This is a genomic window from Leptospira sanjuanensis, from assembly GCF_022267325.1.
Taxonomy (GTDB): domain Bacteria; phylum Spirochaetota; class Leptospiria; order Leptospirales; family Leptospiraceae; genus Leptospira; species Leptospira sanjuanensis.
Genome location: NZ_JAIZBG010000001.1, coordinates 164,786 through 188,589, shown reverse-complemented (window position 1 = coordinate 188,589; position 23,804 = coordinate 164,786). Strand labels below are relative to the sequence as shown.

At 44.4% G+C, this 23,804-nt stretch carries 28 protein-coding genes and 1 rRNA gene; 12 read left to right on the top strand and 17 right to left on the bottom strand.

What is annotated here, in order from left to right; genetic code table 11:
* Positions 1 to 71 precede the first annotated feature (71 nt).
* The 4 genes from LFX25_RS00900 (at position 72) to LFX25_RS00885 (ending at position 3,880) form a co-directional block, all read left to right on the top strand.
* Positions 72 to 947 carry a 5'-methylthioadenosine/S-adenosylhomocysteine nucleosidase family protein gene (locus tag LFX25_RS00900; protein WP_238728424.1) on the top strand — a complete coding sequence of 292 codons (876 nt, stop codon included), beginning with the start codon at positions 72 to 74 and terminating at the stop codon, positions 945 to 947.
* A complete protein-coding gene (locus LFX25_RS00895; RefSeq protein WP_238728423.1) occupies positions 919 to 1,956 on the top strand; it encodes an SPL family radical SAM protein in 1,038 nt (345 codons plus the stop codon). The genes LFX25_RS00900 and LFX25_RS00895 overlap by 29 nt, the downstream gene beginning before the upstream one ends.
* A complete protein-coding gene (locus LFX25_RS00890) occupies positions 1,953 to 2,702 on the top strand; it encodes an SDR family oxidoreductase (protein ID WP_238728422.1) in 750 nt (249 codons plus the stop codon). The genes LFX25_RS00895 and LFX25_RS00890 overlap by 4 nt, the downstream gene beginning before the upstream one ends.
* A 335-nt stretch (positions 2,703 to 3,037) precedes the next feature.
* Positions 3,038 to 3,880 (top strand): carbon-nitrogen family hydrolase, encoded by an 843-nt coding sequence (locus LFX25_RS00885; protein ID WP_238728421.1) that lies wholly within the window; start codon positions 3,038 to 3,040, stop codon positions 3,878 to 3,880.
* On the opposite strand, the gene LFX25_RS00880 is transcribed toward LFX25_RS00885, so the two are convergent.
* Entirely contained in the window at positions 3,849 to 4,787 is a 939-nt protein-coding gene (locus LFX25_RS00880) for an RluA family pseudouridine synthase (RefSeq protein ID WP_135778873.1), read from the bottom strand. The two genes, LFX25_RS00885 and LFX25_RS00880, sit on opposite strands and share 32 nt — an antisense overlap.
* Before the next feature lie 137 nt (positions 4,788 to 4,924).
* On the opposite strand from LFX25_RS00880, the gene loa22 reads away from it, so the two are divergent.
* Entirely contained in the window at positions 4,925 to 5,512 is a 588-nt protein-coding gene (loa22, locus tag LFX25_RS00875; protein ID WP_135778874.1) for an OmpA family outer membrane lipoprotein Loa22, read from the top strand.
* Between the two features lie 437 nt (positions 5,513 to 5,949).
* Here loa22 and LFX25_RS00870 read toward each other — a convergent pair whose 3' ends face one another.
* The 4 genes from LFX25_RS00870 to LFX25_RS00855 form a co-directional block, all read right to left on the bottom strand.
* Positions 5,950 to 6,519 (bottom strand): hypothetical protein, encoded by a 570-nt coding sequence (locus LFX25_RS00870; RefSeq protein ID WP_238728420.1) that lies wholly within the window; start codon positions 6,517 to 6,519, stop codon positions 5,950 to 5,952.
* Positions 6,520 to 6,688: 169 nt separating this feature from the next.
* Positions 6,689 to 7,018, bottom strand: a complete 330-nt coding sequence (locus tag LFX25_RS00865; protein WP_238728419.1) for a hypothetical protein — start codon at positions 7,016 to 7,018, stop codon at positions 6,689 to 6,691.
* Entirely contained in the window at positions 7,015 to 7,248 is a 234-nt protein-coding gene (locus tag LFX25_RS00860) for a hypothetical protein (RefSeq protein ID WP_238728418.1), read from the bottom strand. The genes LFX25_RS00865 and LFX25_RS00860 overlap by 4 nt, the downstream gene beginning before the upstream one ends.
* Positions 7,249 to 7,428: 180 nt before the next feature.
* Entirely contained in the window at positions 7,429 to 7,731 is a 303-nt protein-coding gene (locus LFX25_RS00855) for a helix-turn-helix domain-containing protein (RefSeq protein WP_238728417.1), read from the bottom strand.
* A 561-nt stretch (positions 7,732 to 8,292) separates the two neighbouring features.
* Between LFX25_RS00855 and LFX25_RS00850 the strand changes: the two genes are divergently transcribed.
* Positions 8,293 to 8,460, top strand: a complete 168-nt coding sequence (locus LFX25_RS00850) for a hypothetical protein (RefSeq protein ID WP_238728416.1) — start codon at positions 8,293 to 8,295, stop codon at positions 8,458 to 8,460.
* Here LFX25_RS00850 and LFX25_RS00845 read toward each other — a convergent pair whose 3' ends face one another.
* Positions 8,461 to 8,859 (bottom strand): helix-turn-helix domain-containing protein, encoded by a 399-nt coding sequence (locus tag LFX25_RS00845; protein ID WP_238728415.1) that lies wholly within the window; start codon positions 8,857 to 8,859, stop codon positions 8,461 to 8,463. It lies immediately after the preceding gene.
* A 167-nt stretch (positions 8,860 to 9,026) separates the two neighbouring features.
* On the opposite strand from LFX25_RS00845, the gene LFX25_RS00840 reads away from it, so the two are divergent.
* From LFX25_RS00840 to LFX25_RS00820, 5 genes are all read left to right on the top strand, one after another.
* A complete protein-coding gene (locus LFX25_RS00840) occupies positions 9,027 to 9,263 on the top strand; it encodes a hypothetical protein (protein ID WP_238728414.1) in 237 nt (78 codons plus the stop codon).
* Complete coding sequence (locus LFX25_RS00835; RefSeq protein ID WP_238728413.1) at positions 9,263 to 9,568, top strand: LIC13344 family protein; 306 nt, start codon at positions 9,263 to 9,265, stop codon at positions 9,566 to 9,568. Before LFX25_RS00840 ends, LFX25_RS00835 begins: the two co-directional genes overlap by 1 nt.
* Positions 9,565 to 9,822, top strand: a complete 258-nt coding sequence (locus tag LFX25_RS00830) for a hypothetical protein (RefSeq protein WP_406600467.1) — start codon at positions 9,565 to 9,567, stop codon at positions 9,820 to 9,822. Before LFX25_RS00835 ends, LFX25_RS00830 begins: the two co-directional genes overlap by 4 nt.
* 191 nt (positions 9,823 to 10,013) lie before the next feature.
* Entirely contained in the window at positions 10,014 to 10,613 is a 600-nt protein-coding gene (locus LFX25_RS00825) for a host-nuclease inhibitor Gam family protein (RefSeq protein WP_238728412.1), read from the top strand.
* A 115-nt stretch (positions 10,614 to 10,728) separates the two neighbouring features.
* On the top strand, positions 10,729 to 11,169 hold the full coding sequence (locus tag LFX25_RS00820) for a PD-(D/E)XK nuclease family protein (protein WP_238728411.1): 441 nt from the start codon (positions 10,729 to 10,731) through the stop codon (positions 11,167 to 11,169).
* 296 nt (positions 11,170 to 11,465) lie between these two features.
* Here LFX25_RS00820 and fumC read toward each other — a convergent pair whose 3' ends face one another.
* The 9 genes from fumC to rpmH form a co-directional block, all read right to left on the bottom strand.
* On the bottom strand, positions 11,466 to 12,860 hold the full coding sequence (gene fumC / locus LFX25_RS00815) for a class II fumarate hydratase (RefSeq protein WP_238728410.1): 1,395 nt from the start codon (positions 12,858 to 12,860) through the stop codon (positions 11,466 to 11,468).
* Positions 12,861 to 12,957: 97 nt separating this feature from the next.
* On the bottom strand, positions 12,958 to 15,036 hold the full coding sequence (locus tag LFX25_RS00810) for a hypothetical protein (RefSeq protein WP_238728409.1): 2,079 nt from the start codon (positions 15,034 to 15,036) through the stop codon (positions 12,958 to 12,960).
* Positions 15,037 to 15,317: 281 nt separating this feature from the next.
* The gene (locus tag LFX25_RS00805) at positions 15,318 to 16,580 is read right to left on the bottom strand and encodes a malic enzyme-like NAD(P)-binding protein (protein ID WP_238728408.1); all 1,263 of its coding nucleotides are present in this window, start codon (positions 16,578 to 16,580) and stop codon (positions 15,318 to 15,320) included.
* A 47-nt stretch (positions 16,581 to 16,627) separates the two neighbouring features.
* Positions 16,628 to 17,998, bottom strand: coding sequence for a tRNA uridine-5-carboxymethylaminomethyl(34) synthesis GTPase MnmE (mnmE, locus tag LFX25_RS00800; RefSeq protein ID WP_238728407.1), 1,371 nt, complete (start codon positions 17,996 to 17,998; stop codon positions 16,628 to 16,630).
* Complete coding sequence (jag, locus tag LFX25_RS00795) at positions 17,991 to 18,701, bottom strand: RNA-binding cell elongation regulator Jag/EloR (RefSeq protein ID WP_118954369.1); 711 nt, start codon at positions 18,699 to 18,701, stop codon at positions 17,991 to 17,993. The genes mnmE and jag overlap by 8 nt, the downstream gene beginning before the upstream one ends.
* Positions 18,702 to 18,744: 43 nt before the next feature.
* Positions 18,745 to 20,625: a membrane protein insertase YidC gene (gene yidC / locus LFX25_RS00790; RefSeq protein ID WP_238728406.1), complete on the bottom strand. Its 1,881-nt coding sequence runs from the start codon at positions 20,623 to 20,625 to the stop codon at positions 18,745 to 18,747.
* The gene (gene yidD, locus LFX25_RS00785; protein WP_238728405.1) at positions 20,615 to 20,860 is read right to left on the bottom strand and encodes a membrane protein insertion efficiency factor YidD; all 246 of its coding nucleotides are present in this window, start codon (positions 20,858 to 20,860) and stop codon (positions 20,615 to 20,617) included. The genes yidC and yidD overlap by 11 nt, the downstream gene beginning before the upstream one ends.
* Positions 20,857 to 21,147 carry a ribonuclease P protein component gene (gene rnpA, locus LFX25_RS00780; protein ID WP_238731460.1) on the bottom strand — a complete coding sequence of 97 codons (291 nt, stop codon included), beginning with the start codon at positions 21,145 to 21,147 and terminating at the stop codon, positions 20,857 to 20,859. Before rnpA ends, yidD begins: the two co-directional genes overlap by 4 nt.
* Positions 21,148 to 21,187: 40 nt before the next feature.
* On the bottom strand, positions 21,188 to 21,349 hold the full coding sequence (gene rpmH, locus LFX25_RS00775; protein WP_000828326.1) for a 50S ribosomal protein L34: 162 nt from the start codon (positions 21,347 to 21,349) through the stop codon (positions 21,188 to 21,190).
* Between the two features lie 55 nt (positions 21,350 to 21,404).
* On the opposite strand from rpmH, the gene LFX25_RS00770 reads away from it, so the two are divergent.
* Complete coding sequence (locus LFX25_RS00770; protein WP_238728404.1) at positions 21,405 to 21,581, top strand: hypothetical protein; 177 nt, start codon at positions 21,405 to 21,407, stop codon at positions 21,579 to 21,581.
* A gap of 9 nt (positions 21,582 to 21,590) precedes the next feature.
* Here the strand turns inward: LFX25_RS00770 and rrf are convergent.
* Positions 21,591 to 21,707 (bottom strand): 5S ribosomal RNA (gene rrf, locus LFX25_RS00765).
* Between the two features lie 47 nt (positions 21,708 to 21,754).
* Positions 21,755 to 23,662, bottom strand: coding sequence for an FG-GAP-like repeat-containing protein (locus LFX25_RS00760; protein WP_238728403.1), 1,908 nt, complete (start codon positions 23,660 to 23,662; stop codon positions 21,755 to 21,757).
* Positions 23,663 to 23,804: the final 142 nt, after the last annotated feature.

Here is a 23,804-nt window from a genome sequence, read left to right as displayed (position 1 = left end):
GACTCCTTTTCTTTCGTTTCGATGATTTCTCTCTTGTCCCAGATTCTATGTTCCGGTATCAAGAAAGAAAGATGATTTTTATTTCCGTCGCGCTTTTCCCGGAAGCAAAACCTTGGATCGAAACTCTAGGTTTGAAAATTCTTCGGGACCAAATACCGTTTCCGGTCTATCAAAACGAGAACTACGCTCTCGTCGTTTCCGGAACGGGAAAAATTCATTCCGCGATGTCGGTCACATATTTATTAAACGAATTCAAAACTTCAATCCGAGAAACTTCTTGGATCTTAAATCTGGGAATCTGCGGCGCCCCGAAGCAGTTGTCCGAAATCGGAGAATCGTTTTTGATCCATAAGATCACCGATCAAGGATCGGGAAAGAACGTTTATCCCGATATTCTTTTTCGACATTCCATCCCGGAATCCTCCTTGATTACCGTGGATCGGCCGGTTTTCGAAAATGAGACGAAGGAACTCCCGAATACGTTAGTCGATATGGAAGCGTTCGGTTTTTTTCAAGCCGCACGAAAATTCCTGACCGGAGATAAAATCCGAATCGTAAAAACCGTTTCCGATCACTTTACAAAATTTGAATCTTTCAAAGAACTTGCGGTTACGGATCGAATTTCGAAATTGATCGCGGAATCGATCCCGAAGGTTCAAACGATTCTTTCCATTCCGGTTTACGCAAGCGAAGAAGTCCGTTTACAACCGGAAGAGAATTTCGCATTCAACGAAATCAGCGACATGCTTCGTTTATCCGAAACGGAGGCGATTCAGTTGAAAAATTGGATGATCGGCTATAAAATTAGGACCGGTAATTCCTGCGAACCGGGACTCGCTTTTTTGAAAAACACGAACGGGATTTTAGATGCGGACCAAACGCGGGTCAAAACGAGAGAAGAAGGAAAGAAGGGACTGAATGCACTCCGAAAATTTTATCAGTTCTAAACGATTCTCTCATATCTATGTGGAAGAATCCGCAAAGAATCATCCGAGGACGTCGGAAATTCTTTCCAAGTTTCCGGATTCGAATGTGATCCTCGTCGATTCTTACAAAGAAGTGTTCAATCCTTCCGCACAGAATTTTCAGGCTCAAAAAAGAAGTCCGAAACTGATTCTGGCAAAGCGCAAGGAACAGTTTTTATATTCCGGATCGGGAGTGGCACCGGACTTCGGTTATCAATTCTTTTATTACAACGCGCTCGTGTTGAATTGTCTTTATAACTGTTCCTATTGTTATCTTCAGGGAATGTATTCTTCCGCGAATCTGGTCGTCTTCGTAAACAACGAGGAATACATCCAAGAAACCAAGGAACAGCTCAAACTTTCCAAACCGTTGTACCTCTGTATTTCGTACGATACGGATCTTTTAGCGCTCGAAAACACATTAGGATATTGTAAAGAATGGATTTCGTTCGCCGAAACGGAACCGGATCTGATCGTGGAAATCCGAACCAAAAGCGCCAACTTCAAATCGATCGCCGATCTAAAACCCCCTCCCAACGTAATTCTTGCTTGGACGCTTTCCCCCGATTTTGTCGTCGCCGAACACGAACCGCTGACTCCGAGACTTTCATCCCGTCTGAAAAATATAAAAGAAGCGTTGAATGCGGGTTGGCAAGTGAGACTTTGCCTGGATCCGATCTTAAACGTTCCGAATTGGCGCGAGATTTATCCCGATTTCGTTCGAAAAATCTTTGCGGAAATTCCCGGAGAGAAACTGAGAGAAGTCAGTTTGGGCGTATTTCGGATGAACTCGGATTACTTTAAGAATTCCAAAAAGAGAAGACCCGATTCTTATCTATTTTATCTTCCGATGGATAACCGCGCCGGCGTAAAATCCTATCCGGAAGAATTGGAAAGGGAAATGTTTTCGATCGTCGAAAAAGAATTGGAATCATTTGTACCTCGGGAAAAAATTCACAGACTGGTTGCAAGCGAGATGGAATCGAAATGAAAACCGATAAAGCACCTAACGGATCTTTGGCGATCGTAACCGGCTCATCCAAAGGAATCGGAAAATCGATCGCCGAATTTCTAATCTCTCAAGGTTATAAAGTCGTCGGAATCGCGAGAACAGAACCGGATTCTTCCGTGTTGAAAGAATCGAAGCTTTATCGTCACCTAAGATTGGATCTTTCGGATACGAAAAAAATCGAATTCGAATTATTGAATGTTTTAAAAGAGGAACCGCCCCTGAAAATTCTTGTGAACAACGCCGGTCTGGGAAACTTTGCTCCTCACGAAGAGATCGCCTATCGGGAATTGGAAGAAATGCTCGTCGTAAATTTCGTTTCCCCGGTTTTAATCGCCAAACTGCTCTTACGCGATTTAAAGAAAAATCAAGGATGGATTTTTCAGATCCATTCCATCGCCGCATTGAAAGAATCCGTGCGGGGAGCGGCCTACGCCGGAACCAAGGCCGGCCTTCGTCATTTCGGTTTAAATTTATTCGAGGAAATCCGTAAGGCGGGGGTCAAAATGATCAGCATCAATCCGGATATTGCGGACACGGATTTTTACGATCGTTTGGATTTTGAAAAGGACAATGATCCGAATTCGTATCTGAACGTTTCCGAAATTCTCAGTGCGTTCGAATACGCGCTTTCCGGTCCGGTAAATTTAGGTTTTACGGAAATCACGATTCGTCCTCAGTTTCATAAGGTTGTCAAGAAACCGTTTATTCGGAAGAATAAAAATTGATCTTTACAATCAAGTTTGCAATCGAGAATAAAAAGAAGATATAATAATTCGACGCGGCCACTCACTTTGTTCGTTGAACTCAGCGCCGCGCTTTCACGCGGCAGGGATGGAGGCGGAGTCAATAAATTGCCTCCGATCAAAGGCGAAGTTTTTCGAGCCGACTTTGCAATTTATTGACTGGAGCCGAGAGCCCGGTTTCGGAGAAACAAATTCGATTTGATTTTCAAAATCCGACGAAACAATGTACGATCGAAAATTTTCCTCCGAAAGCCGCCCTGAAAATCATTTCGAAGCGGTCTTATGATTAAAACGATTTTATTCGGGAGAAGAAGTCTTTGACGCCAGATGAACTCAACGTTGCTCTTGTACAATGCGATCTTTCTTGGGAAAACCAAGACGCGAACTACGACCACGTTCGAATGCTGATCCATTCTACGCTTGAAAAAAATAGAAATGAAAAATCGGATTTGATTCTTCTTCCCGAAACCTTCGCGACCGGATTTACGATGAGATCGGAAAGAATTGCGGAATCAAACGAAGGGCCCACCGAAACCTTTCTCCGAGAAATCGCAAAAAACGCGAATTCCTATATTTCCGCCGGTTGGATTCAAAAAAACCCCGAAGGGAAACCGTTCAACACGGTCAGCGTGATCGCTCCAAGCGGAGAAATCGTATTACGTTATTCTAAAATTCATCCGTTTACGTTCGGAGGAGAGGACCGTCACTACAGCTCCGGCTCCGAAATCGTGAGTTACGATCTGAACGGTTTCAGAATCACTCCGTTTATCTGTTATGATATTCGTTTTCCGGAAATCTTCCGTAGGGTCGCCGGTGATACGGACATTTTTACCGTTCACGCGAATTGGCCGATTCCTCGTATCCATCATTGGGAATTGATTTTGAAAACGAGAGCGATCGAAAACCAAGCCTACGTTTTCGGCGTAAATCGAATCGGAATCGCCGGTTACAACAAAAGCGTTCATCACAACGGGCATTCTCTCGCAATTTCGCCTAACGGAGATTTTGCGGATGCCGGAGAAGAAACGGAAACGATTCTTTTTTACAAGGCTCGGAAGAAAACGATTCTGGATTACAGAGAACACTTTCCCGTTTTACCGGACCGCAAGGATCAGAGTAAAATTCGACTTAGAATAGCGGAGCATTCTTCTCAAACCTGAGAAACCGTTCGGTCAAGGGCAGATCGGCTTCGATCTTTTCCCCCGTAAACGGATCTTTGAATTTGAGATGGTAGGAAATTAACTGCAATCCGTAGGATTCGTACTGAGAACCGGCTCTTGAATACAACAAGTCCCCGACTACCGGACATCTTTGACTTTGAAAGTGAATCCGGATCTGGTGTGTACGTCCGGTTTCCAATCCGATATCCACGAAACTGAATTTTCTTCCGGAACGCGAATTGATGTACTTTAGAACTTTGTAATGAGTTATCGACCGTCTTCCTTTGGGTGAAATCGTCATCTTCAACCGCTCGACCGGATGTCTTGCGATCGGAAGGTCGATGGTTCCCTCTTCTTCAGGAGGATGTCCTTGGACCCAAGCGTAGTATTTCTTTTCGATTTCTCTCTTTCGGAAAAGCTCGGAAAGTTTTCCGTGGGCTCGGTCGTTTTTTGCGATAAGAATCAATCCTTCCGTTGGCTTGTCCAAGCGGTGTACGATCCCCGGTCGCGCTTCTCCCCCAGCCTTGGACAATTCCTTAAAGTGATAAAGCAGTCCGTTTACCAAACTTGGGGAGCGATCTCCCGGTCCGCTGTGGCTCGCAATTCCCGGCGGTTTGTGGATGATGAGAAAATTCTCCCTTTCTAAAATTACGGGCAACGCCATCGGGATCGGTTCGAGATTGAGAGGAGGCCTTGGGGGAATGGAAAGGAAATACTGCTCGCCGGTTTTGACCTTCCAGGAACTCTTATCGTGAATTTTTTGATCCTGATTGCGGACATAGCCGGACTCGATCCATTTTTGGATGGATGCACGGGATACTTCGTCCCCAAAAGAAAATTTCAGGAACCGATCCAATCGATTTCCGGAGAATTCTTCAGCGACCTCTGCTTTTAGTTCTAAGTTCATTGAAATTGAGAAAAGGATTCCAGATTTTTACTTCACGCGTTTTTAGCACTCTAAAAAAACAGTTTCCATTTTCCTTCCTAAGCCTTATCATGACACACTGAAACCAATACCCCTTAGATCTAAGGAAGGAAAGACACATGGTCAAAAAGATTTTGAATCTGATTCTGCTCGGTGCAATTGCATTTTCATTCACTCTTTGCTCCTCCGCTGAAAAAAAAGAGGAATCTGCCGCTCCTGAGCCATCCCAACAAGAGCAAGGCGCTGCAGCCAACAGAAGCGTTGATGCCAATTCTCCGGAAGCAATCGCAGACTCTCTGAACGAAAAACTGAAAGATTTCAGATATCCGGACGGTTTAACTCGTCCAGGGTTCAGCTACAAAAAAGCGGACGTGAACGCGGGAGATTTCAGCGAGTGGTCTAAAGTGAATGCTCCAGTGATTAAAGAAGGTCTTGGAAAACTTCCTGATAGCTACGCTCTCGAAATCACAGGACATACCGATGCGATCGGTCCTGAACAAGCGGAAGGAGATAAAAAAGGAAATATTTTTTACTCCGAACTTCGTGCAAACGCAGTTAAACAAGCTCTGATTAAACAAGGAATTCCTGCAAACCGTATCGTTACAAAAGGTGCCGGTTCTTCCGAGCCTGTTTCCGGTTTGGACGCAAAAGACGCTAAAAACAGAAGAGTTACCTTCCGTTTCGCGACTTCCGCTCCACAACAATAATTCAATCAATCAGAAATCTGATTCAAAAGGGGCGATGAGAAATCATCGCCTTTTTATTTGTTAAAGAATGAAGCATTAGATTTTTCTAAATCTTCATAATGAAAGCGGATTCTTTTTTCAATTCTCGCAATCCCGCTGAGTTTTTCTACGATCAACGTGATAATAAACTCGATATTTACAATCGACTGTGTCATTCGTAAAATTCGTTTCATGCATCCCTATCAGGATGTAGGAATTCTACTCACTTTGATTCTTGTTCTTTTTTCCGATCTTCCAAAAAAAACTCCCTTCCATGTTGGAAGACGCAATCCCTGATAGTTTAACCATCGGCGATTTCTTCAAAAGGTGGAAAATTTATAATGATCGCTTCCGATTCTGAATAAAGAACGTTTACGTGTTTTCGCATTATTCTCGATTTAAGAAACAACCATACTGCCTCAAATTTTCTCGAGATACAATGCGCTTGGAACTCCAAGATCGAATAGAAAATCCAATTCGTATTGAATCATGTGACCGTAAGGATCGATATATCGAGGTCCGACTCCGTACGGATCCGAGGCTTTTAAAAATTTCTTCCCATCGCCCGTAGTTACGATTCCGATGCCTCGGATGATATGTCCCTTTTTCGTAAGATAGGTTCCAAGGCCGCAAGGATACTTTCCGTTTTCAAAATATTCGCAAAGTTCGTTTTTATTTCCTTTTCGTTTTACGATTCGAAAGGGAATTTCGTTCGTTTCCATCAGAAGATTGAAATGTTCGGCGTGATCCGCCGAATCGTATACATTCCTTCCGTTTTTGATTACCCAATCTTCGAGGAGCGCGTAATAGTTGTAAGTCGTGAGATGGATAAAATCGGGAATCCGGTATGTCAAACCAATATATATTATAAAATCTTGAAATACATTCCCCATACATTGTTGGTAATCCCGTAAAAACAAACGCGGAGTGATTTGATCGTTTCGTTGGGGATTCCAAGGCGCGATCGGATAAGAAATATGGGCGATCATTATTTTTCTCCTTCGTTTAACAAACGAGGCGAAGAATCCGTTTCGAAAACGATTTCGTTAAGGACGAAAATTCCCCTTACTCCGATCGAACATATCAAGAATCCGAATATTAAAATTGCATAAACTTTCGTTTTGAATTCGAGGATATTCCACCAGAGCAGCAGAGAATTCATAACTGCCTGCTCCCCGAGACCGACTTAGCGGAGGAACTTGTTTCTTTGGATGCTTGAAACGAATTCAGAACATCCTCCAGGATTCTTTTTTTGGAATGAACGTTCTCGTTGATTCGTTTTCCTAAGTAAAGACTTCCCATTGCTCCGTAAAAAAGAATCAACCATTGTATGAGATCCATGTGAAGCGGCCTCAAAGAATCGGGCGAAACGATCGATAATACGGACAAAGCGGTTAAATACGAGATCGCAAGTAAAAATACGATCCAGGTACGAAGAGTCGTATCGGAAGGTTTTCCGGTTCGATCGTCCTGAAATAAGAATTTCATTCGGACCTCCTTCCTCTGGAAGAAGTAAGTTTAATCAAGTCCTTGACATCGGCTTTGATTTCGGACAAGTCCTTCGCAATCGACGCCATCTCCGTCTCTATTTTCACGATGCGGATCTCGTGATCCTTATACATCGTGTTGTATTGAATTGCGCCCGAAATTACAAAACATAGTATGACAAGAAAATCCTTGATTCCGAGCTTGATCTGACTTATTTTTGAACTCTCCATTCTTCCCCGCAAAAAAAGACCCGCACTGTGGCGGGCTAAATGACTACTCAATCGCTTCCGATTGTAAACAGAGAATAACACGGGTTCGTCTCAAGACCAAGAACCGAATCGGATCCTACCGGTCGATTCTGCCTCTAATTCAACGAACATTGAACGTTAGTCGTCATTGACTAGAAAGAATCAATAAATCTGTTTTTTCGTTTTACGGGAGAGAACGATCTTTTCCAAATCGGAGATCATGAATCTTCTAACTCGAGGACTCCACTCAATGAACGGAATTTCGTGATCGATCACGTATTGATTGAACGTCCGTACGGAAAGATTCAAGTAACTTGCGGCTTCCTTCGTTTTTAAAATTCGTGTTTTATCGTTTTTTGTGGGCGATTCTCTATCGTCACAATTCGGCCTTTCGTCGACCGAAACGGAAGGCTGAACGTTTTTCAGCAAAGAACCTTTTCTTGTGTGACCTTTGATTGTAGACATAGAAACCGGATTGAGAAGTATATGCGTTTTTTGTCAAGTCCCTTTTCGAACTTAAACCGTTAGGCGGGATTACTCCCGCCAACTTTGAATAAGGAAAGTTTGTCCATTTAAAATAGATTCAACGATTCAAAGTTATCGTTTATATCCGGAAGAACATAATGAATTACGAATGTTTTAATTTTAATCAAAGAAATATTCCCTAATTGAGCGAGGTGAGATGCATTGTTAACTGCGGAAGTTAGATCGGGATTCTTTCCTTACTTCATAAAAAGTCGAGGGTGAATGATATATTCTTTTCGTGAAAATTCTCCTTTCTGCTTTTTTCTTCCGGTTTTATAAAAACGTTTTTGAAACGATGCTTATGAAAGGATGAAAAGGAAAACAATGAGACATATCGAAATTATTGTCATTTCACTTCCTTCTTATCCTCATTTCGTAACGATTGTGAAAATCAAAATTTGCTCGGACAAAAAACCGACACACGTTCTGATTTAGGATGGATTTTGTCGGGGGTAAAAAATATACTAAACATATATATAGCTATTTTGTTGGAGCAAGAATTTGGAGACTTCGGAAGAATTACGCGAATCGCTTTATTGGAAAGTGGAGGGGGCTTTGAAAAAGTTCGAATCCGATTTTCAATTTTCTCCCGAACCGATTCAGGTTCTCAGACATACATACGCGCAGGAAATCGTAAAACTCGTTTTCGAATCTTTGGAAAATCGATAATCACTTCTTCTTTCGAAACTTTTCTATAACAACGCTCAACGCTTCCAGTTCAACGTCAGGAACTTCCAAAAGACTTTCCACTAACGCTTCCATTTGAGGACGATTTCGAATCTTTCTCAATAAAGTTCGATAACGATCCGTTTCAGAGTCGCTCTTCGCTTCTGCTGCGCTGATCAACATATCACCTTCACCTGAAATCAGCCAAAGAGGATTTACGTTGTGAACGGTTCTTAAACGAAGAATGGACTCTTGAGAAAAACTTTTCGCCCGTTCGTTGATGAGATCGCTGATAAACGCAGGTTTTAAATCGATCGATCTCGCGAATTCAGCTTGGGAAATCCCCAAAGTTTCGATGAGCCTCTTTAAACGATCCGGAAATTTTTTGTCGGCTTTATACATTTTAATCGTATTTTATGGTTGACATTTATACATTTTTAGCGTATGGTCATTTTTGGCGGGACACACCCCGCCGAAATCAAAGTCGATCTCGCGTCCGAACTCGATTTTGCGCACCACCCAAGGGTCGCAAACGGAAGCGAAATCGCAATCACAAAAAGGAGGTCCCGATGATCATCATCAACGGAGACGAGTGTAAGGATTTCATCTGTATTACGCTGCGCATGAAGACTCTTGCGAAATTCGCCAGAGAAGCGGACGTAAACTATGATTATCTTTCTAAAAGTTTAAACGGACAACATTCCTATACGGAAATCAGAGAAGCATTCAAAAAATGGAATATTCCGTACAAGATGGACCGCATTCCTCGGTCCTATTCAAAACGAAGAAGCAGGAGAGCCGCGTGATGAAATCAGTAAATTCAACGGCAATCGCTGAGAAAAATCCGATCGCAAACAGAAACAACCTGGACCCGATCGTTCTTTCCGACATCGAAGAAAAGATGATCGTTCAAATCGCGGAATACGTTAAGGAACAATTTCCCACTTTCGATTGGAGATGGGACGATCACAGCGAAATGCACGATAAGGCGGTCACTTCCCTTTTTCTTGTGAAAAACGACATCGCACAAATCTGCGAAAAGAACCCGAATAAGATTCAGGAGTTTATCAGAATTCTTGAATATATTTTGGAGGAGGAATTCGAAGAATGACGACCCTTCGTAATCCGAAACTTAGACCCGCGTCGACTCAGAAAAACGAACAACCTAATGGGAGAATTATGAATATGCAAACCGATTCCTGCGCACAGTGCAATCAGAAAGAAGCCATGAAACAGACCGATCTTTGCGAGGATTGTCTGATCCGAACCTTTAAAGCATTGATTCCTATTTCGGACAGGATTCTTTCCTTATACGCAAACGACTCACGTTCGCAGATTCAAAGCGAACACCAAGGCGCGGCATAAACGGTAAAATCAGGAACAGCGATGAAAACAACAACGGCAAAAGCAAACAAAAAGACTTTCTCCCAAAAGAAGAAAAAAACCAGAGCGTCCGTTCCGAAAATTCCTTCGGTATCGATCCTCTCTTATTCGACCAACGGAATCACCGTAGAAATGAATCCACAAAATTCGAAATCGTCTAACTAGGAGGAACGATGCCTAAAGCTAAGAATTCGCTTAACAAAACAATCTTAGTCGATCTACCGGATAATCGTTATCGCAATCTTGCCGAAATCGCTCAGGCAATTCAGCAACTCGGCGAAACCAAGCGGGAAAGAGAACGAATCAAAAGTAGAACGGACGACGAGATCGCCAAACTTCAGTTAGACCTTCAAGATCAAATGTTTCCGTTCGATCTAAAAATCCAACATATCGCATCTGGAATCAAATTCTTCGTGGATCATCATAAGACAGAACTGTTTCCGGATCCCGAATATAGAACGTGTAAATTCGCAACGGGATCTTTGAAACTCAGAAGAGTCCCTCCTTCCGTAAAAACGAGAGGAACCGCAAAACTTTTCGAAAGGATTTTAAGTGAAAACGGTTTACTTGAAAAGTTCAGCAACCTGATTGCGAAGTTGAGCAACGTTTATCTCAGGGTTAAATTGGAGTTGAACAAAGAGCAAATTCTCGCGGAGCCGTTAAGAGCGATGCAAAAGATCGGAATCGAATTCAACGAAGAAGCGGAACGTCTCTACATCGCTCCGAACGAAACAGAACTTGAAATCGAAGCGGACGAGGAAAGCGTCGCTTAAATGGCGATTCAGCTCCACGATTTTCGGTTCCTAAAAAGAAAGGAGATGCAAATCGCCAAAAACGGAGCAAATCCGCACAACGCATTCAAGAAATCGGATATAAGGAGGGAATAAAATGGATCAAATCGTATATAGAAATCTTAAAAATTATAAATATCAACTCGTCAGATCTTATAGTTACGAAACCGGAATCAAAACGAACAGAGCGCTTCGGATCGGAAGCAAAAACGAAAAGGTTTTCGTGGATATGAATTCGGATGGTTTGCTGCGGATAGAGGCAGGATACGCTTGGGACGGACCCAGCGGCCCGACGTTCGATACAAAAACGTTTATGCGAGGTTCTTTGTTGCACGACGCTCTTTATCAGCTTATGCGAGAAGAGAAGCTGGATCGAAAAGAATTCCGCGAAGCAGCGGACAGATTATTGGAAAGGATCTGTTTGGAAGACGGGATGAATTCTATACGAGCGGCTTATGTATATCGGTTCGTTCGTTGGTTCGGAGAATCTTCAGCGTTTCCGAAGGATGAAACAAAAGAATGGGAGGTGGCGCCTTGAAAGCATCGGACATTTTTCTTTTGGTTTTCGAATACACCGCTTTTTGGAGTTTCTTTATTTGGTTTTTAATCGGAGCGACGACCGCCGCACTATGGTATTTCCTTCGACTTTTATTCAAATCGAAAAACGACGAGGATCAAAATCGCTGAGAGCAAAAACAATGCAGATCGCGTCCAAATTCAATAAAACATTAGAAAAACAGAATTCTCTAAAATACAAGATTGTGATTCCAGGAAATCAAAATCTTGCTGCGTATCTTATCCAATAAAAAAGGGGCCGTTCAGCCCCTTTTTTTCTTAATCCACCGAAGGGTGGATCATTTTTTCCGGCAGAACCCACTGATCGAACTGTTCGCTCGTTAAGAGCCCCAACTCGATCCCGGATTCTTTCAGGGTCGTTCCTTTTTTATGCGCGTTCTTTGCGATCTTAGCCGCGTTATCATATCCGATATGAGGATTCAAAGCGGTAACGAGCATCAAAGAATTATTCAAGTGTTCGTTGAGCTTTTCCTTGTTCGGCGTAATTCCGCGAGCGCAGTGTTCTTCGAAGGAAACGCAGGAATCTGATAAAAGTCGGATGGAGTTCAAAACATTGTGGATAATCAACGGTTTAAAAACGTTCAACTCGAAGTTTCCGGACGCACCACCGATGTTCACAGCGACGTCGTTTGCGATCACTTGCGCCGCAACCATCGTCATCTGTTCGGATTGAGTAGGGTTGACCTTCCCCGGCATGATGGAGGAACCCGGTTCGTTTTCAGGAATGCTGATTTCGCCGATTCCGCAACGTGGACCGGAAGATAACCAACGCACGTCGTTTGCGATCTTCATCAAAGAAACCGCAATCGTTTTCAAAACACCGCTTGTCTCGACGAGAGAATCGTGAGCGGCAAGCGCCTCGAATTTATTTTCGGCGCTCACGAACGGAAGCCCCGTTTCCTTTGAGATCTGAGCGGCCGATTTAACGGCAAATTCAGGATGCGTATTCAACCCGGTTCCAACAGCAGTTCCGCCTAACGCAAGTCTATAAACCGCCGGAAGAACCGCCTTTACTCTTGCGATATTGTAATCAAGCTGCTGCACATAACCGGAAAATTCCTGACCCAGCGTCAAAGGAGTGGCGTCTTGAAGATGAGTTCTTCCGATTTTTATAATATTCTGAAATTCATCCGTTTTCTTTTTAAGAGTATCTCTGAGTTGAGTCAGAGCCGGAATGAGTTTTTGATTGAGCTGCTCCGCGGCTGCGATATGCATCGCGGTCGGGAAGGTGTCATTGGAGGATTGAGCTTTGTTCACGTCGTCGTTCGGGTGAATCGGCTTCTTGGAACCTTTGACTCCGCCCGCGATTTCGATGGCGCGGTTGGAAATGACCTCGTTTGAATTCATGTTCGTCTGTGTGCCCGAACCGGTCTGCCAAACCGAAAGAGGAAAGTGTTCGTCCAGTTTTCCGGAAATCACTTCGTCCGCCGATTGGACGATCAGCTTCTTCTTATCTTCGCTTAACAATCCCAGTTCGGCGTTTACGATCGCCGCCGATTTTTTCAAGATTCCCAAGGCGCGGATCATTTCTCTTGGAAAACGATCGTTACCGATATGAAAGTGATGTAAGGAGCGTTCGGTCTGCGCGCCCCAATATTTTGAATCGTCTACGGCGATTTCGCCCATTGAATCCGTTTCGATTCTGGTTTTCATGAATCCTCCGAAAGGTGTTGGTTGATTAAAAATTATATTCTCCAAAGAGAAAACGGAATTTTATGAAATTCTAATATGATTAGAATCGAAAAAATTCTTATTCGTTTTGGAATCTTCTCAGAGTGTCCGCAAGAGCGGAGAACTCTGGTTTTTTTGCGGAAACATTGTCGAGATAATCCAGCGTGGTTTGGATCCAACTCGGGTCGGATTCCAATTCTCTTCGTATAAAAACGTGTCGCACCTGGTTCATCGCTCGGATTTCCAGATATCTCCGCTTCTGGTCATAGTATATGAGGTCGGCCACTTTGTCTTTTCCGAATTCGGGGGAAGAAACGGCGACGACGACTTCGTCGAGCCAAATCAATCCGTTGTTTTTTCGGTCCACATAATCGATCGCCTTTTGAACCCGGGCAGGAACGATCATTTCCTTTTCTTTCGGTCCGACAATCACTCCTAAAGACATTTTCTTTTTCGGTTTAACGGTTTCGAAAGCGGATGGATCGGAATCCGAATTTTTAGTTTCTTTTCTAACTTGGCCCCTGTTCGGGATTTCTTTTTCTTTCGGAGTCAATTTGATTCCGAATAAACTGAGAATGAATTCGATGAGCCTTTCGATGATCGACTTCGAAGCGCGCTCGGACCGAATTCTTTCCTTTTCCGTGTCCTCTTCCCATTCGGCGATCGCCTTACTCAGACGAATCTGTTCGTCGACGGCGGTTTGTCCGTCTTTTACGTCCGTAACTTCCCGCAAAAATTCGTAGATGCCGCGCGGATAACCGTTCTGACGAATTAAGTTATGAACCGAAGTTCTTCTTTGACGAACTTCGGTAAAAGCGCGGAGAATCATACTCTTCGCTAAAATCATAAGACCCATTACTTCGCCGCCCGCGGCCTTTCTTTCCTTTTTGAGAAAGTCCTCTCTTGCCCGGATGCGTTCCAAAACTTCGCGGAACAATTCCGTTCTGCTCATGCCGACGCTTTTGATCGCAGCGTCATCCGCTTCGAAGTTGGCAAGATCAAAGTTCACGGGTTCTTTCGATTCTTTAAAGCGAAATAGATTCTCGCCCGTGATGAGATTGATCAGAGATTCTTTTTTGAGATTTTCGAGTGTGCGTATGGTTTGAAGAAGAACTTCGTAGGCTTTAATGAAATCTCCGCCGCCCATCCAATTTTTTCCGGAAGTAAATGCGGGATGTTTTTTCAGTTCCTGAACGTATCGTTCCGCTTGGGAATTTCCGGTCAACTCGATCCAAGTCGAATCTTCTCCGGGAAGAAGCTGCAGAAGAATCTTGCGCGCAATCACGGTAAACAAATCGAAGATGATTTCGAGCTCCGTGATTTTTCCCGGCTCGTCCTTTTCTTTTGGAGCATTTCTGAAACTGAGTAATTCATCTAAAGAAGGTTGAAACAAATGGAAACGGGGATGCAACTGAAGAAGCGGAGAGCGCGATCCCCTTTTTTCAAGAACGGGTAGAACTTCCGGTTCGACTTTGATCAGAGAAAGCTGATTTAAAATCTCTCCCGGTTTTTGATTGAGCATCTGAAAAATATTGCTGAAAAGATCGCCGCGTACTTGCAGACGGGAAAGCAAAGCTTCCAGAGAAAGAGATTCCAAATTCTGCATGGACTTTTCGAGGAATTTGGAATCGGCCAAGTTGATCGGCATTCCCTTTTCGTCCACGTTCAGATAATTCTGGTGAACCCAATCTTCGATTTCGCTATTTTTGGAAACGTTGAGAATGAACTGATCTCGCGCGTAAAGCATCTCCAAAATCGCAGCCACACTTTGCAAAAGACAACCGCGTTTTACTTTTACGATCTGATCCGCCTTTAAGGAAGCGGGACGGATGATTACGTTTACGATCTGAAGTTCGCGGATTTCTTTTTGAAACAGAAGGTATTGATAGGATTGAATCCCTCTTCTCTCTTCCAAAAATTTCAAGTCGTGAAGTTTGAGATGTTGTAGTTGTTCGATCTTCGTAAGCGCGAAAGGAGATTGATTGAATAGGAAATAATTTTCTACGCCCTTCTCCACAAGATCGATATCTTTAAAAGCTCCAGGATTAAACTGAAGCATCAGAACCTTGAGTTCCTGATCTCCGATCATATCCTGAGTTTCTTCGGAGCTTAACACGAAACTTTCCGGAGTGGGGACTTGATTTTCGGATTTGGACATAATCTACCGCGCCCCTAAGGCTATAGTTTTAGGAGACTGTAGAAATTTACAAAAGTCGAAACCTATTTGAGTCAAAAGGGGAATTTCCATTCTCGAAAAACGATATTATCTTTTTGATTATCGGGTTTTTCCGGAATAAATCGGATCTTTTTCCGAAAGAGAAGTTGTATGTTAGGACAACGGATAATGGGAATTGTGGGAACTCCAACGTATTCTTTCGATGAAACGCTCTTTCTAAACGCGTTTTAATTCGACATAAAACGCGTCTTATCAAGGAGTTTTCAGCTTCGGATAATTCCTTCCAGGAAGCCGAGGTATTTTTCTCTTCCCGGATAAGGAATACGGGAGGAACCGCTTGCTACGGCCGCTTCCGCAACGGCCGGAGCCACGTGAAACAAAACTCGTTTATCGAACGGTTTAGGAATCAAATATTCCGGACCGAACTCGAACTTCGCTCCGCCGTAAGCCATGCTCACCGCATCGGGAACTTCCAAACGAGCCAGTTCGGCAAGAGCACGAGCGGCGGCGAGTTTCATTTCGAGAGTAATATGACGGGCTCTGACATCCAAAGCGCCTCTGAAAATAAAAGGAAATCCTAATACGTTGTTCACCTGATTCGGATTGTCGCTTCTTCCCGTTCCCATGATTAAATCGGAACGGACCGCTTTTGCGACCTGATACGGGATTTCAGGATCCGGATTTGCTAATGCGAAGATCACCGGATTTTTCGCCATAGAACGAACCATGTCTTGGTCCACCATGTTCTCCACCGAAACTCCGATAAAGATATCTGAATCTTTCATTACGTCGCGCAGGGTCGTCGCATCCGTTGTTTGAACGTATTTCTTTTTGGATTCGTTGAGATCGGCGCGCTTATGATGAATCACACCTTTCGTATCCACGAGAAAGATCTGTTCTTTTTTGATGCCGATATGTTGAATGAGTTCCGCGATCGCGATTCCTGCCGCACCCGCTCCGCAGATTACGACTTTCACATCGCCCGGTTTTTTTCCGGTAAGTTCGAAAGAATTCAAAAGCCCCGCAACGGTAATGATCGCGGTTCCGTGTTGATCGTCGTGAAAAACGGGAATGTTCATCTTTTCGATGAGTTGTTCTTCGATATAAAAACTTTCGGGAGCTTTGATGTCCTCGAGATTGATTCCACCGAACGTAGGTTCGAGAAGTTTTACCGCATTGATGAATTCGTCCGGATCCTTCGTGTTGATCTCGATATCGAAAACGTCGATCCCCGCAAACTTCTTAAAAAGAACCGCCTTACCTTCCATCACGGGTTTACCGGCAAGAGCGCCGATGTCGCCGAGACCGAGAATCGCGGTTCCGTTGGTGATGATGCCTACGAGATTTCCCCTGTTCGTATATTCGTAAACGAGCTCGGGAGAATCCTTAATTTCCAAACATGGATAAGCGACTCCGGGAGAATAAGCGAGGGAAAGATCGTAAGAATCCTGAGTCGGTTTGGTTGGAACTACTTCAATTTTTCCCTTAGGATGAAGCGCGTGATATTGTAACGATTTTTCCCTCATACGATATTTCCCATATTTTTGAAATCAGGCGGTGCGACCATAACATTTCATTTACCTACACAGAACTTACTGAAGATTCTCCCCAAAATTTCTTCCGTGTCCACTCTGCCGTTCACCTCTCCGATTTCGGAAAGGGCATAGTCAATTTCTTTGATATAAATTTCCGCGGGAGCCCCTTCTCCGATCAAACGAAGCGTATTGTCGAGACAACGAACGATGGTTTCAAAATGATAACGTTGTCTTTCTTCTAAGAGGACATAATCTTCGGAATGTCCCATCGTTCCGGCCCTTTCTTTGATCGCCCCGAGAAGAATCGAAATTCCCTCTTTGGTTTTACAGGAAATTTCGCAGATCGTCAAATCGCGCACTTCCGAAAACAAACTCGGATTCCAGGAAGAATCTCGAATGTCAATTTTGTTTGCGACAAGAATCGATCCTTCGAGACGATCCTTCGTCTTGGTTATAAATTCTTTCCAATTCTCATGTTTAGAAGTATCGACGAGAAAGAGGCGAATGTCCGCCGATTGAAATTCTTTCTCGCTTCGTTCGATACCGAGTTTTTCGATTCGGTCTTCGGTTTCGCGAACGCCGGCCGTGTCGACGAGACGAACCGGAATTCCTTCGAGAAGAATTTCTTCGCTGATATAATCTCGGGTTGTTCCGGGAATTTCGGAGATGATGGAACGGTCCTTTCCGAGAAGGACGTTCATCAAACTCGACTTGCCCGTGTTCGGTTCTCCATAGAGAACGATTCTAAGTTGTTGAATCAATTTTTCCGCGGAGTCGGATTTGCGGATCACGGTTTGACAAAGAGTTTTTACTCTCTCGATGCGTGCCTTTCTTTCTTCCAAAGATTCGTAGGTAAGATCTTCGGTGGAGAAGTCGATCTCCGCTTCACATTCCGCTTTGAGAGAAATCAACTGGCTTCTCAGATTGGAAGTGAAACGGGAAACTTCTCCGAACACGTTTTTTTGCGCGAGTTCCAATTCGAAACGGGAACGCGCAGAGATCAGTCTTCCGATCGCTTCCGCTTCGGTTAAATCCAGTTTCTCATTTAAGAACGCTCTACGCGAGAATTCTCCCTGCTTAGCGGGCCGCGCTCCGGCCCGGAAGATGGCGTCTAACGCTTCTCTTAACAAAATCGGATTTCCGTGAAAATGAAATTCACATAGATCCTCTCCGGTATAAGAATTCGGCGCTTTAAAATAAAAGAACAAGATTTGATCGACCTTGCGATCGCCGATTTGAAAAACGCATTGAATCGCGGTTCTCGGTTGAATATCGGACGCGGAAATCGATTTGTTTTTTGAAAAGAGAAAGGAGGAAGAGATCGTGAGCGCCTCCGGCCCGGACATTCGGATAATTCCGATCGCACCGGACCCGGAAGCTGTTGATACTGCAGCTATCGTATCATTCAAAGTTCGCTTCTTCGAGAAGGTCGTTGTTCGGACCTTTCTCAGCAACGTCTTTGTATTTGTGTTTGTCTTTCATAGGAATGACTCTTACTTTTTTGTAAGTGCCGTTTCCTTCGGATCTTGTGAAAACTTTTTCGTTCTCTTGAAGAGCCATGTGGATGATTCTTCTTTCGAAAGGATTCATCGGCTCCAGAAGTTTGGACTTTCCGGTTTTAGCGACGGTTGCCGCTACGGATTTTCCGAGACGGACGAGAGAAAGTTCCCTTTTGTCTCTATAGGATTCGATATCCAAAACGATTTTTCTTCCGTGTCTGATCTTGGAATCGACCATCAGGTTGAAAATAAACTGAAGAGCGTCTAACGTAGCTCCTCTTTTACCGATCACGAGTCCGGATTCTTTGCTCGCGATTTCGACGTAGATCTTTCCGTCGACGTCGCCCATCCCGACTACTTCGGCCTCGATTCCCATCTTTTTCAAAACGGTGAGGACGACCCCGTGAATGATCTTCTCGGCGGGAAGATCCCGGGAAGTAACGTATGCCCGAACGACCGCGGGTTTCTTTTGGGAGATTCCGAAAAAGCCGCCTTTTCCGGAATCAACGGTTTCAAAACGAACCTCGTCCGAATTCAATCGGAGAGTTTTGAGAGTGTACTCTTCGGCTTCGGACTTCGATTTCGCCTCGGCTTCAAAGATGTAATTTTCCATGTGTTTATCCTCGATAATGAGTTCGTTGCGTCGCGATCCGCGATCAGGCCTTCGCCTTTTTCTTTTCTTCGGTTTTCTTTAAGTGATTCGTGATCCATTGCTGACCGATGGAAAGAATGTTCTGGAAAGTCCAATAGAGAGTAACTCCGGAAGGCATGTTCCAGAAAATGTAAAGCATCATCACCGGCATTACGTAAAGAAGAACCTTCTGGTTCGGATCCATGGATACGGAGGTCATTCTCGTTTGAAAGATCTGTGTTCCGACCATCAAAAGAGCGAGAAGGTTCAGACCGATTCCGGTTTGAGTGAAATAAGGAATCGCCGGTGAAGTCCAGATTACGTCCGGTTCGCTGAGATCTTTGACCCATAAGAAAGGTGAATTCCAAAGATCTATTGTATCAGAGAACGCGGTATAAAGTGCGATAAAAATCGGGATTTGGATCACCATAGGAAGACAACCACCCACGGGATTCACGTTATTCTTCTTATAAAGCTCCATCGTTTTTTGCTGACGCAGCTTCGGATCGTTCGCGAATTTTTCGTTGATCGTCTTGAGCTGAGGACTGAGTTCCTGCATCTTCTTCATACTATCCGCTTGTTTCTGGTTCAAAGGATAGAAGACGAGTTTAAAAAGAATCGCGAAGATGATGATGCTCCATCCATAGTTCGGGACGGTGAAACGGTAGATCTGCTTCAAAACCCAGATAATTCCGTTTCGGAAAGGGGTGGTGATCCCTTGATTGAAGGATTTGTTCAGATCGGAACTTAAGCCTGCAAACGGACTGTTCTTGGCTTGATTCGGATCGAGTTCCGGATTTTTAAAAACCATTCCCACGCTTTCTCTGATTCCAACGTAAGAAGCGAAATCAAGAACGTATGTTTCTCCCGGACTCAGAGAAATATTATCATATACTAATACGGCGCCGCTCTCGTTTTTCGGTCTGTTGTCCAGAACCACACCCTGCGCTTTGTGATCGAGCGGATCGGCGACCGCGATAAAATAACGAGAACCGGTTCCGGCGAAGTCCACACCTTCCGCGTTCGTTTTTAAACTGAAGGATTCGTCCGCTCCGGAATTTCCGGTAAAGAAGTTTCCGACGGAAGACCAAAACCCCACCGAAGAACTCCCGTCTAACGTATCGTTAAACGAACCGCCTAAATGGTAGAACCGGAAAAAGTTGGCGGTGTCTCTGTCGTTCAAAGGTCTGTCTTTCGGAAACGGTCCGAGACTTCCGAACGTTCTTAAATATTGAGTCGTTTTCGGAGAAGCGAAAGCGAGTTTCTCTCTGGTTAAATTCGTGATAGAAAAGGAAACCTTGAAGTAGTTTTCGTTGTTGAAAAAGCGGAACGTTTTTTTCAACTGAAACGTCTTGTCGGGTGAGGTCGCGGTGAACACGACGGATTGATTCGCTTTATTTTCTTCCATAAAAAACGAAACCTGATTCCATTCCGAATCGGGGAGACCGTTTAAGGAATCCGTAAAGTTGAAATCAAAACCTTTCTCTCTGGATAATTCGACGCCTTGATACGTTTTGCCGTCGACGGTGAGAGTTTCCGGATTTTTACGGGCAACCTGAACCATATGCCCATCCGAACCTATGTAGTCTTTCACATAAAACTTGGAGATTCTACCGCCTAAAGAACTGAATTCTACGATATAAGAATCGGTTACGACTAACGTCTTTTTAACGTCCGAAGGAACTGCCTTCGTCTCCTTTACGGGAGCCGTTATTTGGGATTCTTTTTTCGGTTCGTTCGGTGCCGGATCCGTCTTTTTCGTTTCGGAAGGTTTATCGGAGTTCGCTTCCTTTGTTTCCGGAGTCTTTTTCGGAGGATTAGAGGGGAAGAAAAAATAATTCACTCCCATCCAAATTCCCATACTGAGAATTAAAGCTAAAAATAATCTGCTTTGTCTATCTTCCATGTGTGCAGTTCGTCCTTTTAATGTTAGGTGGTAAGGGATCTTCAAACCCTCGAGAAAGGGGGTTGCATCTCAAGATTCTCCAAGTGCTCAACTGAAGCGCACGGAAGAATCCGTATTCTTGAAACGCTTGAGCGGCATATTCGGAACAAGAGGGTGTAAAACGACAGGCGGGCGGGAGTAAAGGAGAGATTAGCTTTTTATACAGCTGAATCAGTTTAATTGCAATTCGGTTCATCGGATTCGGTTGATTAGAGAGACCAGAATCTTAACCAGCTCCCCGTGGTTGAGATCCAAAATTTCTTTTTTGGCTAAGATCGCGATATCAAAGCCTTTCAGAAAATTCTTCTCTTCCTCGTGTATGACCGATCTGAGTTTCCTTTTGATCCGATTTCTTTGAACCGCAGTCTTTACCGTGCGCTCTGGACAATAAAGAAAACGATTCTTGGTTAAAGAATTGGGAAGATATACTAGAACGATCGGGAAGCGGGAGACTCTTTTTCCAGCCTTAAAAAGAGATTGAATCTCCTTCCTGGATTTTAACGTCTCTTCGATGACTTAATTCTTAGTATTTTTTACCGAGTTTTTCGTCGGATACGGTTAGTTTGTATCTGCCCTTTTTTCTTCTGCGTGAAAGAACTTTTCTTCCACCTGCAGTCGCCATTCTCGCGCGAAATCCGTGGGTTCTCGCTCTTTTAACTCGGCTGGGCTGGTAATTTCTTTTCATAATTATCCCTGATTGGCATTAATGATTGCGTTTTTCTTCTTTCGGGAAAAATCCAATGCTCTTTCCTTACAGAAGCTTTCTGAAAAAGGTCCAAGTCAACCTATTTCACACGATCGGTGTGAGTTTGTCCGAATCGGGATTTCTATTCTTTGAAATTCAGGGAAAGGAAATCGCCCTGAGGGAAGGCCCGAACGACCGGAGAAGAATTGTCAGAATCAATTCTCTGTCCTAAAACAAGAAAACCCGGCAACGTCCTACTCTCCCATGCAGCGAACCACACAGTACCATCAGCGATGAGAGGCTTAACTTCCGTGTTCGGGATGGGAACGGGTGTGGCCCTCTCTCTATAGTCACCGGGAATCTTGAAGTCAGGTTCGCGTACCGAATTCTCCCGTCAATCCAATTTTAAGAAAAAAGTTCAAAGAATTCTTTTCGCCAAAAAAAAAGCGGCTCCATGGTTTCGATCCATTCAAGTTTCCATCGGAGAAAACTCGATTCTATGTTGGAAGCGATTGAATAACCGAATTGGCTGAGAGGTTCTCCATTGAGAATGGTGGGCGCGGAAACGGCCGACGTATTCGGAATGCCTGTCGAAGCGCCGGAAAACAAATACGCCCGGCCTTGGTTTGAGGAATAACCGTAGGCTCCGATACATGCGTCAGAATATCCGTCACCATTCGGATCGGCAAACGAAACGAAAATTCCGAATTGATCGCCCGCGTTTTCACCGTTAAAGACAGTGTTCGGCGTTCCACCGCCGGACAAATTTTGAGTCGATATTCCCGAAGCTCCTGAAGAATGAAATACGAATCCGTTCCCTTGCAATAATCCGTACGCGCCCACAAGCGCGTCTTGATACCCGTCGCCGTTTACATCGCCTAAAGCGACGGCGATTCCAAAAAAACCCGCACCGGCTTGTCCCGTAAAAACGGTATTCGCTGTTCCCGTTGTGGAAAGGTCTTGGTTTGCAATTCCGGAAAAACCGTTCGAATGAAACACGTAAGCCCGGCCTTGGTTTGCGGAATACGATCTCGCACCGATCAACACGTCTTCGGGACCGTCCCCGTTGACGTCTCCGACTGCAACGGAAATTCCGAACTGAGTCGCGCTTTCTCCGATCAAAAGAGTATTAGAATTTCCTGATGAACCTAAGTTCTGACTCGTAATTCCCGAGGTGCCGTTGGAATGAAAAATATACGATCGGGAAATTCCATCCGCTCCGACTAAGACGTCGGAATAACCGTCCCCGTTTATATCTCCCGAAGAAACCGCGATTCCGAATCGATTGTTGATGGCCGCTCCGATCAAGGTTGTCTGTGCGGATGCGACGGCTGCCGTCGGAACTCCGGCGCTTCCGGAAGAATGAAAGATATCGACTCTTCCCTGCGAAGTACTGTAACCGTACGAACCGACGATAACGTCTTCAAATCCGTCGCCGTTTACGTCTCCCGTTACGATCGAACCCCCGAAAAAAACGGCAGATCCGGCCGTCAGCGTAGAAGTCGGAGAAGCTCCGGTTGCGATTCCCGAACTTCCACCCGAATGATAAATATAAACCGCATCTGCTCCCGCACTCGGTGCGCTTACGATCGCATCCGCGTATCCGTCTCCGTTGACATCGCCCAGAGTTACGGACCAGCCGTATTGCCCTCCCACTACGACGGCCGACAAACTCGTGTTAGCCGCCGTCGCGGCCTGTGAAAGAACTCCCTGTTTCGAACCGTGAAAGATATAGACTTTTCCGTCGCCACCGTTGTATTGATTGGCGCCTACGATCAAATCGGGAAACCCGTCTCCGTTTACGTCCTGATTGTTTCCCTTTCGGACCGTGATCCCGTTGATCGAAGCGAACAGGGAGGACCGAACCGCGATCAAATGTTTCGTATTCTGCTTCCAAATCGCGGAACCGGTAGGAAGCGCAAATGTCCATGTCGTTCCGGAAACTGTTGCAGGTAAAAACGGACTACCGTCCAACGAAACTTCCACCGTCGACGCAAATGGGGCCGTATTTCCCGTCAAAAATCCGGAATGAAGCGTTCCCAAATTTTGTACGTTTCGAATCGTAGGCGCGGCACATCCCGGAGTTTGTCCCATCATACATTGGAGAATTACGTTTTCATAATAGGGAGAAGAGCTTGTATCTCCCGGATTAAAACTTTTTATCCGGTCGCATCCGAACAAAAAAAGAATCGAACAAAAAAGAAGAACGTTGAGCCGTTCGGAGAAAAACGAAGAGTTCGCTTCTAAGAACCGAGAATACGTCCGAAATTGTCTAACAAACGTTTGTCGAAAAATCCCCCGAATGGAATCCATTGTAATATTTTTCAATTTAAAACGAACGGAAAGAAACTGCACGATTAAATCTGAAAATCGGTATGGCCTTTAGTCAATAAATATTCGCGGCGCAAGCGCGGCAAAGACAACACGTAAAAAACTGAACAACCCGCGGGACAGA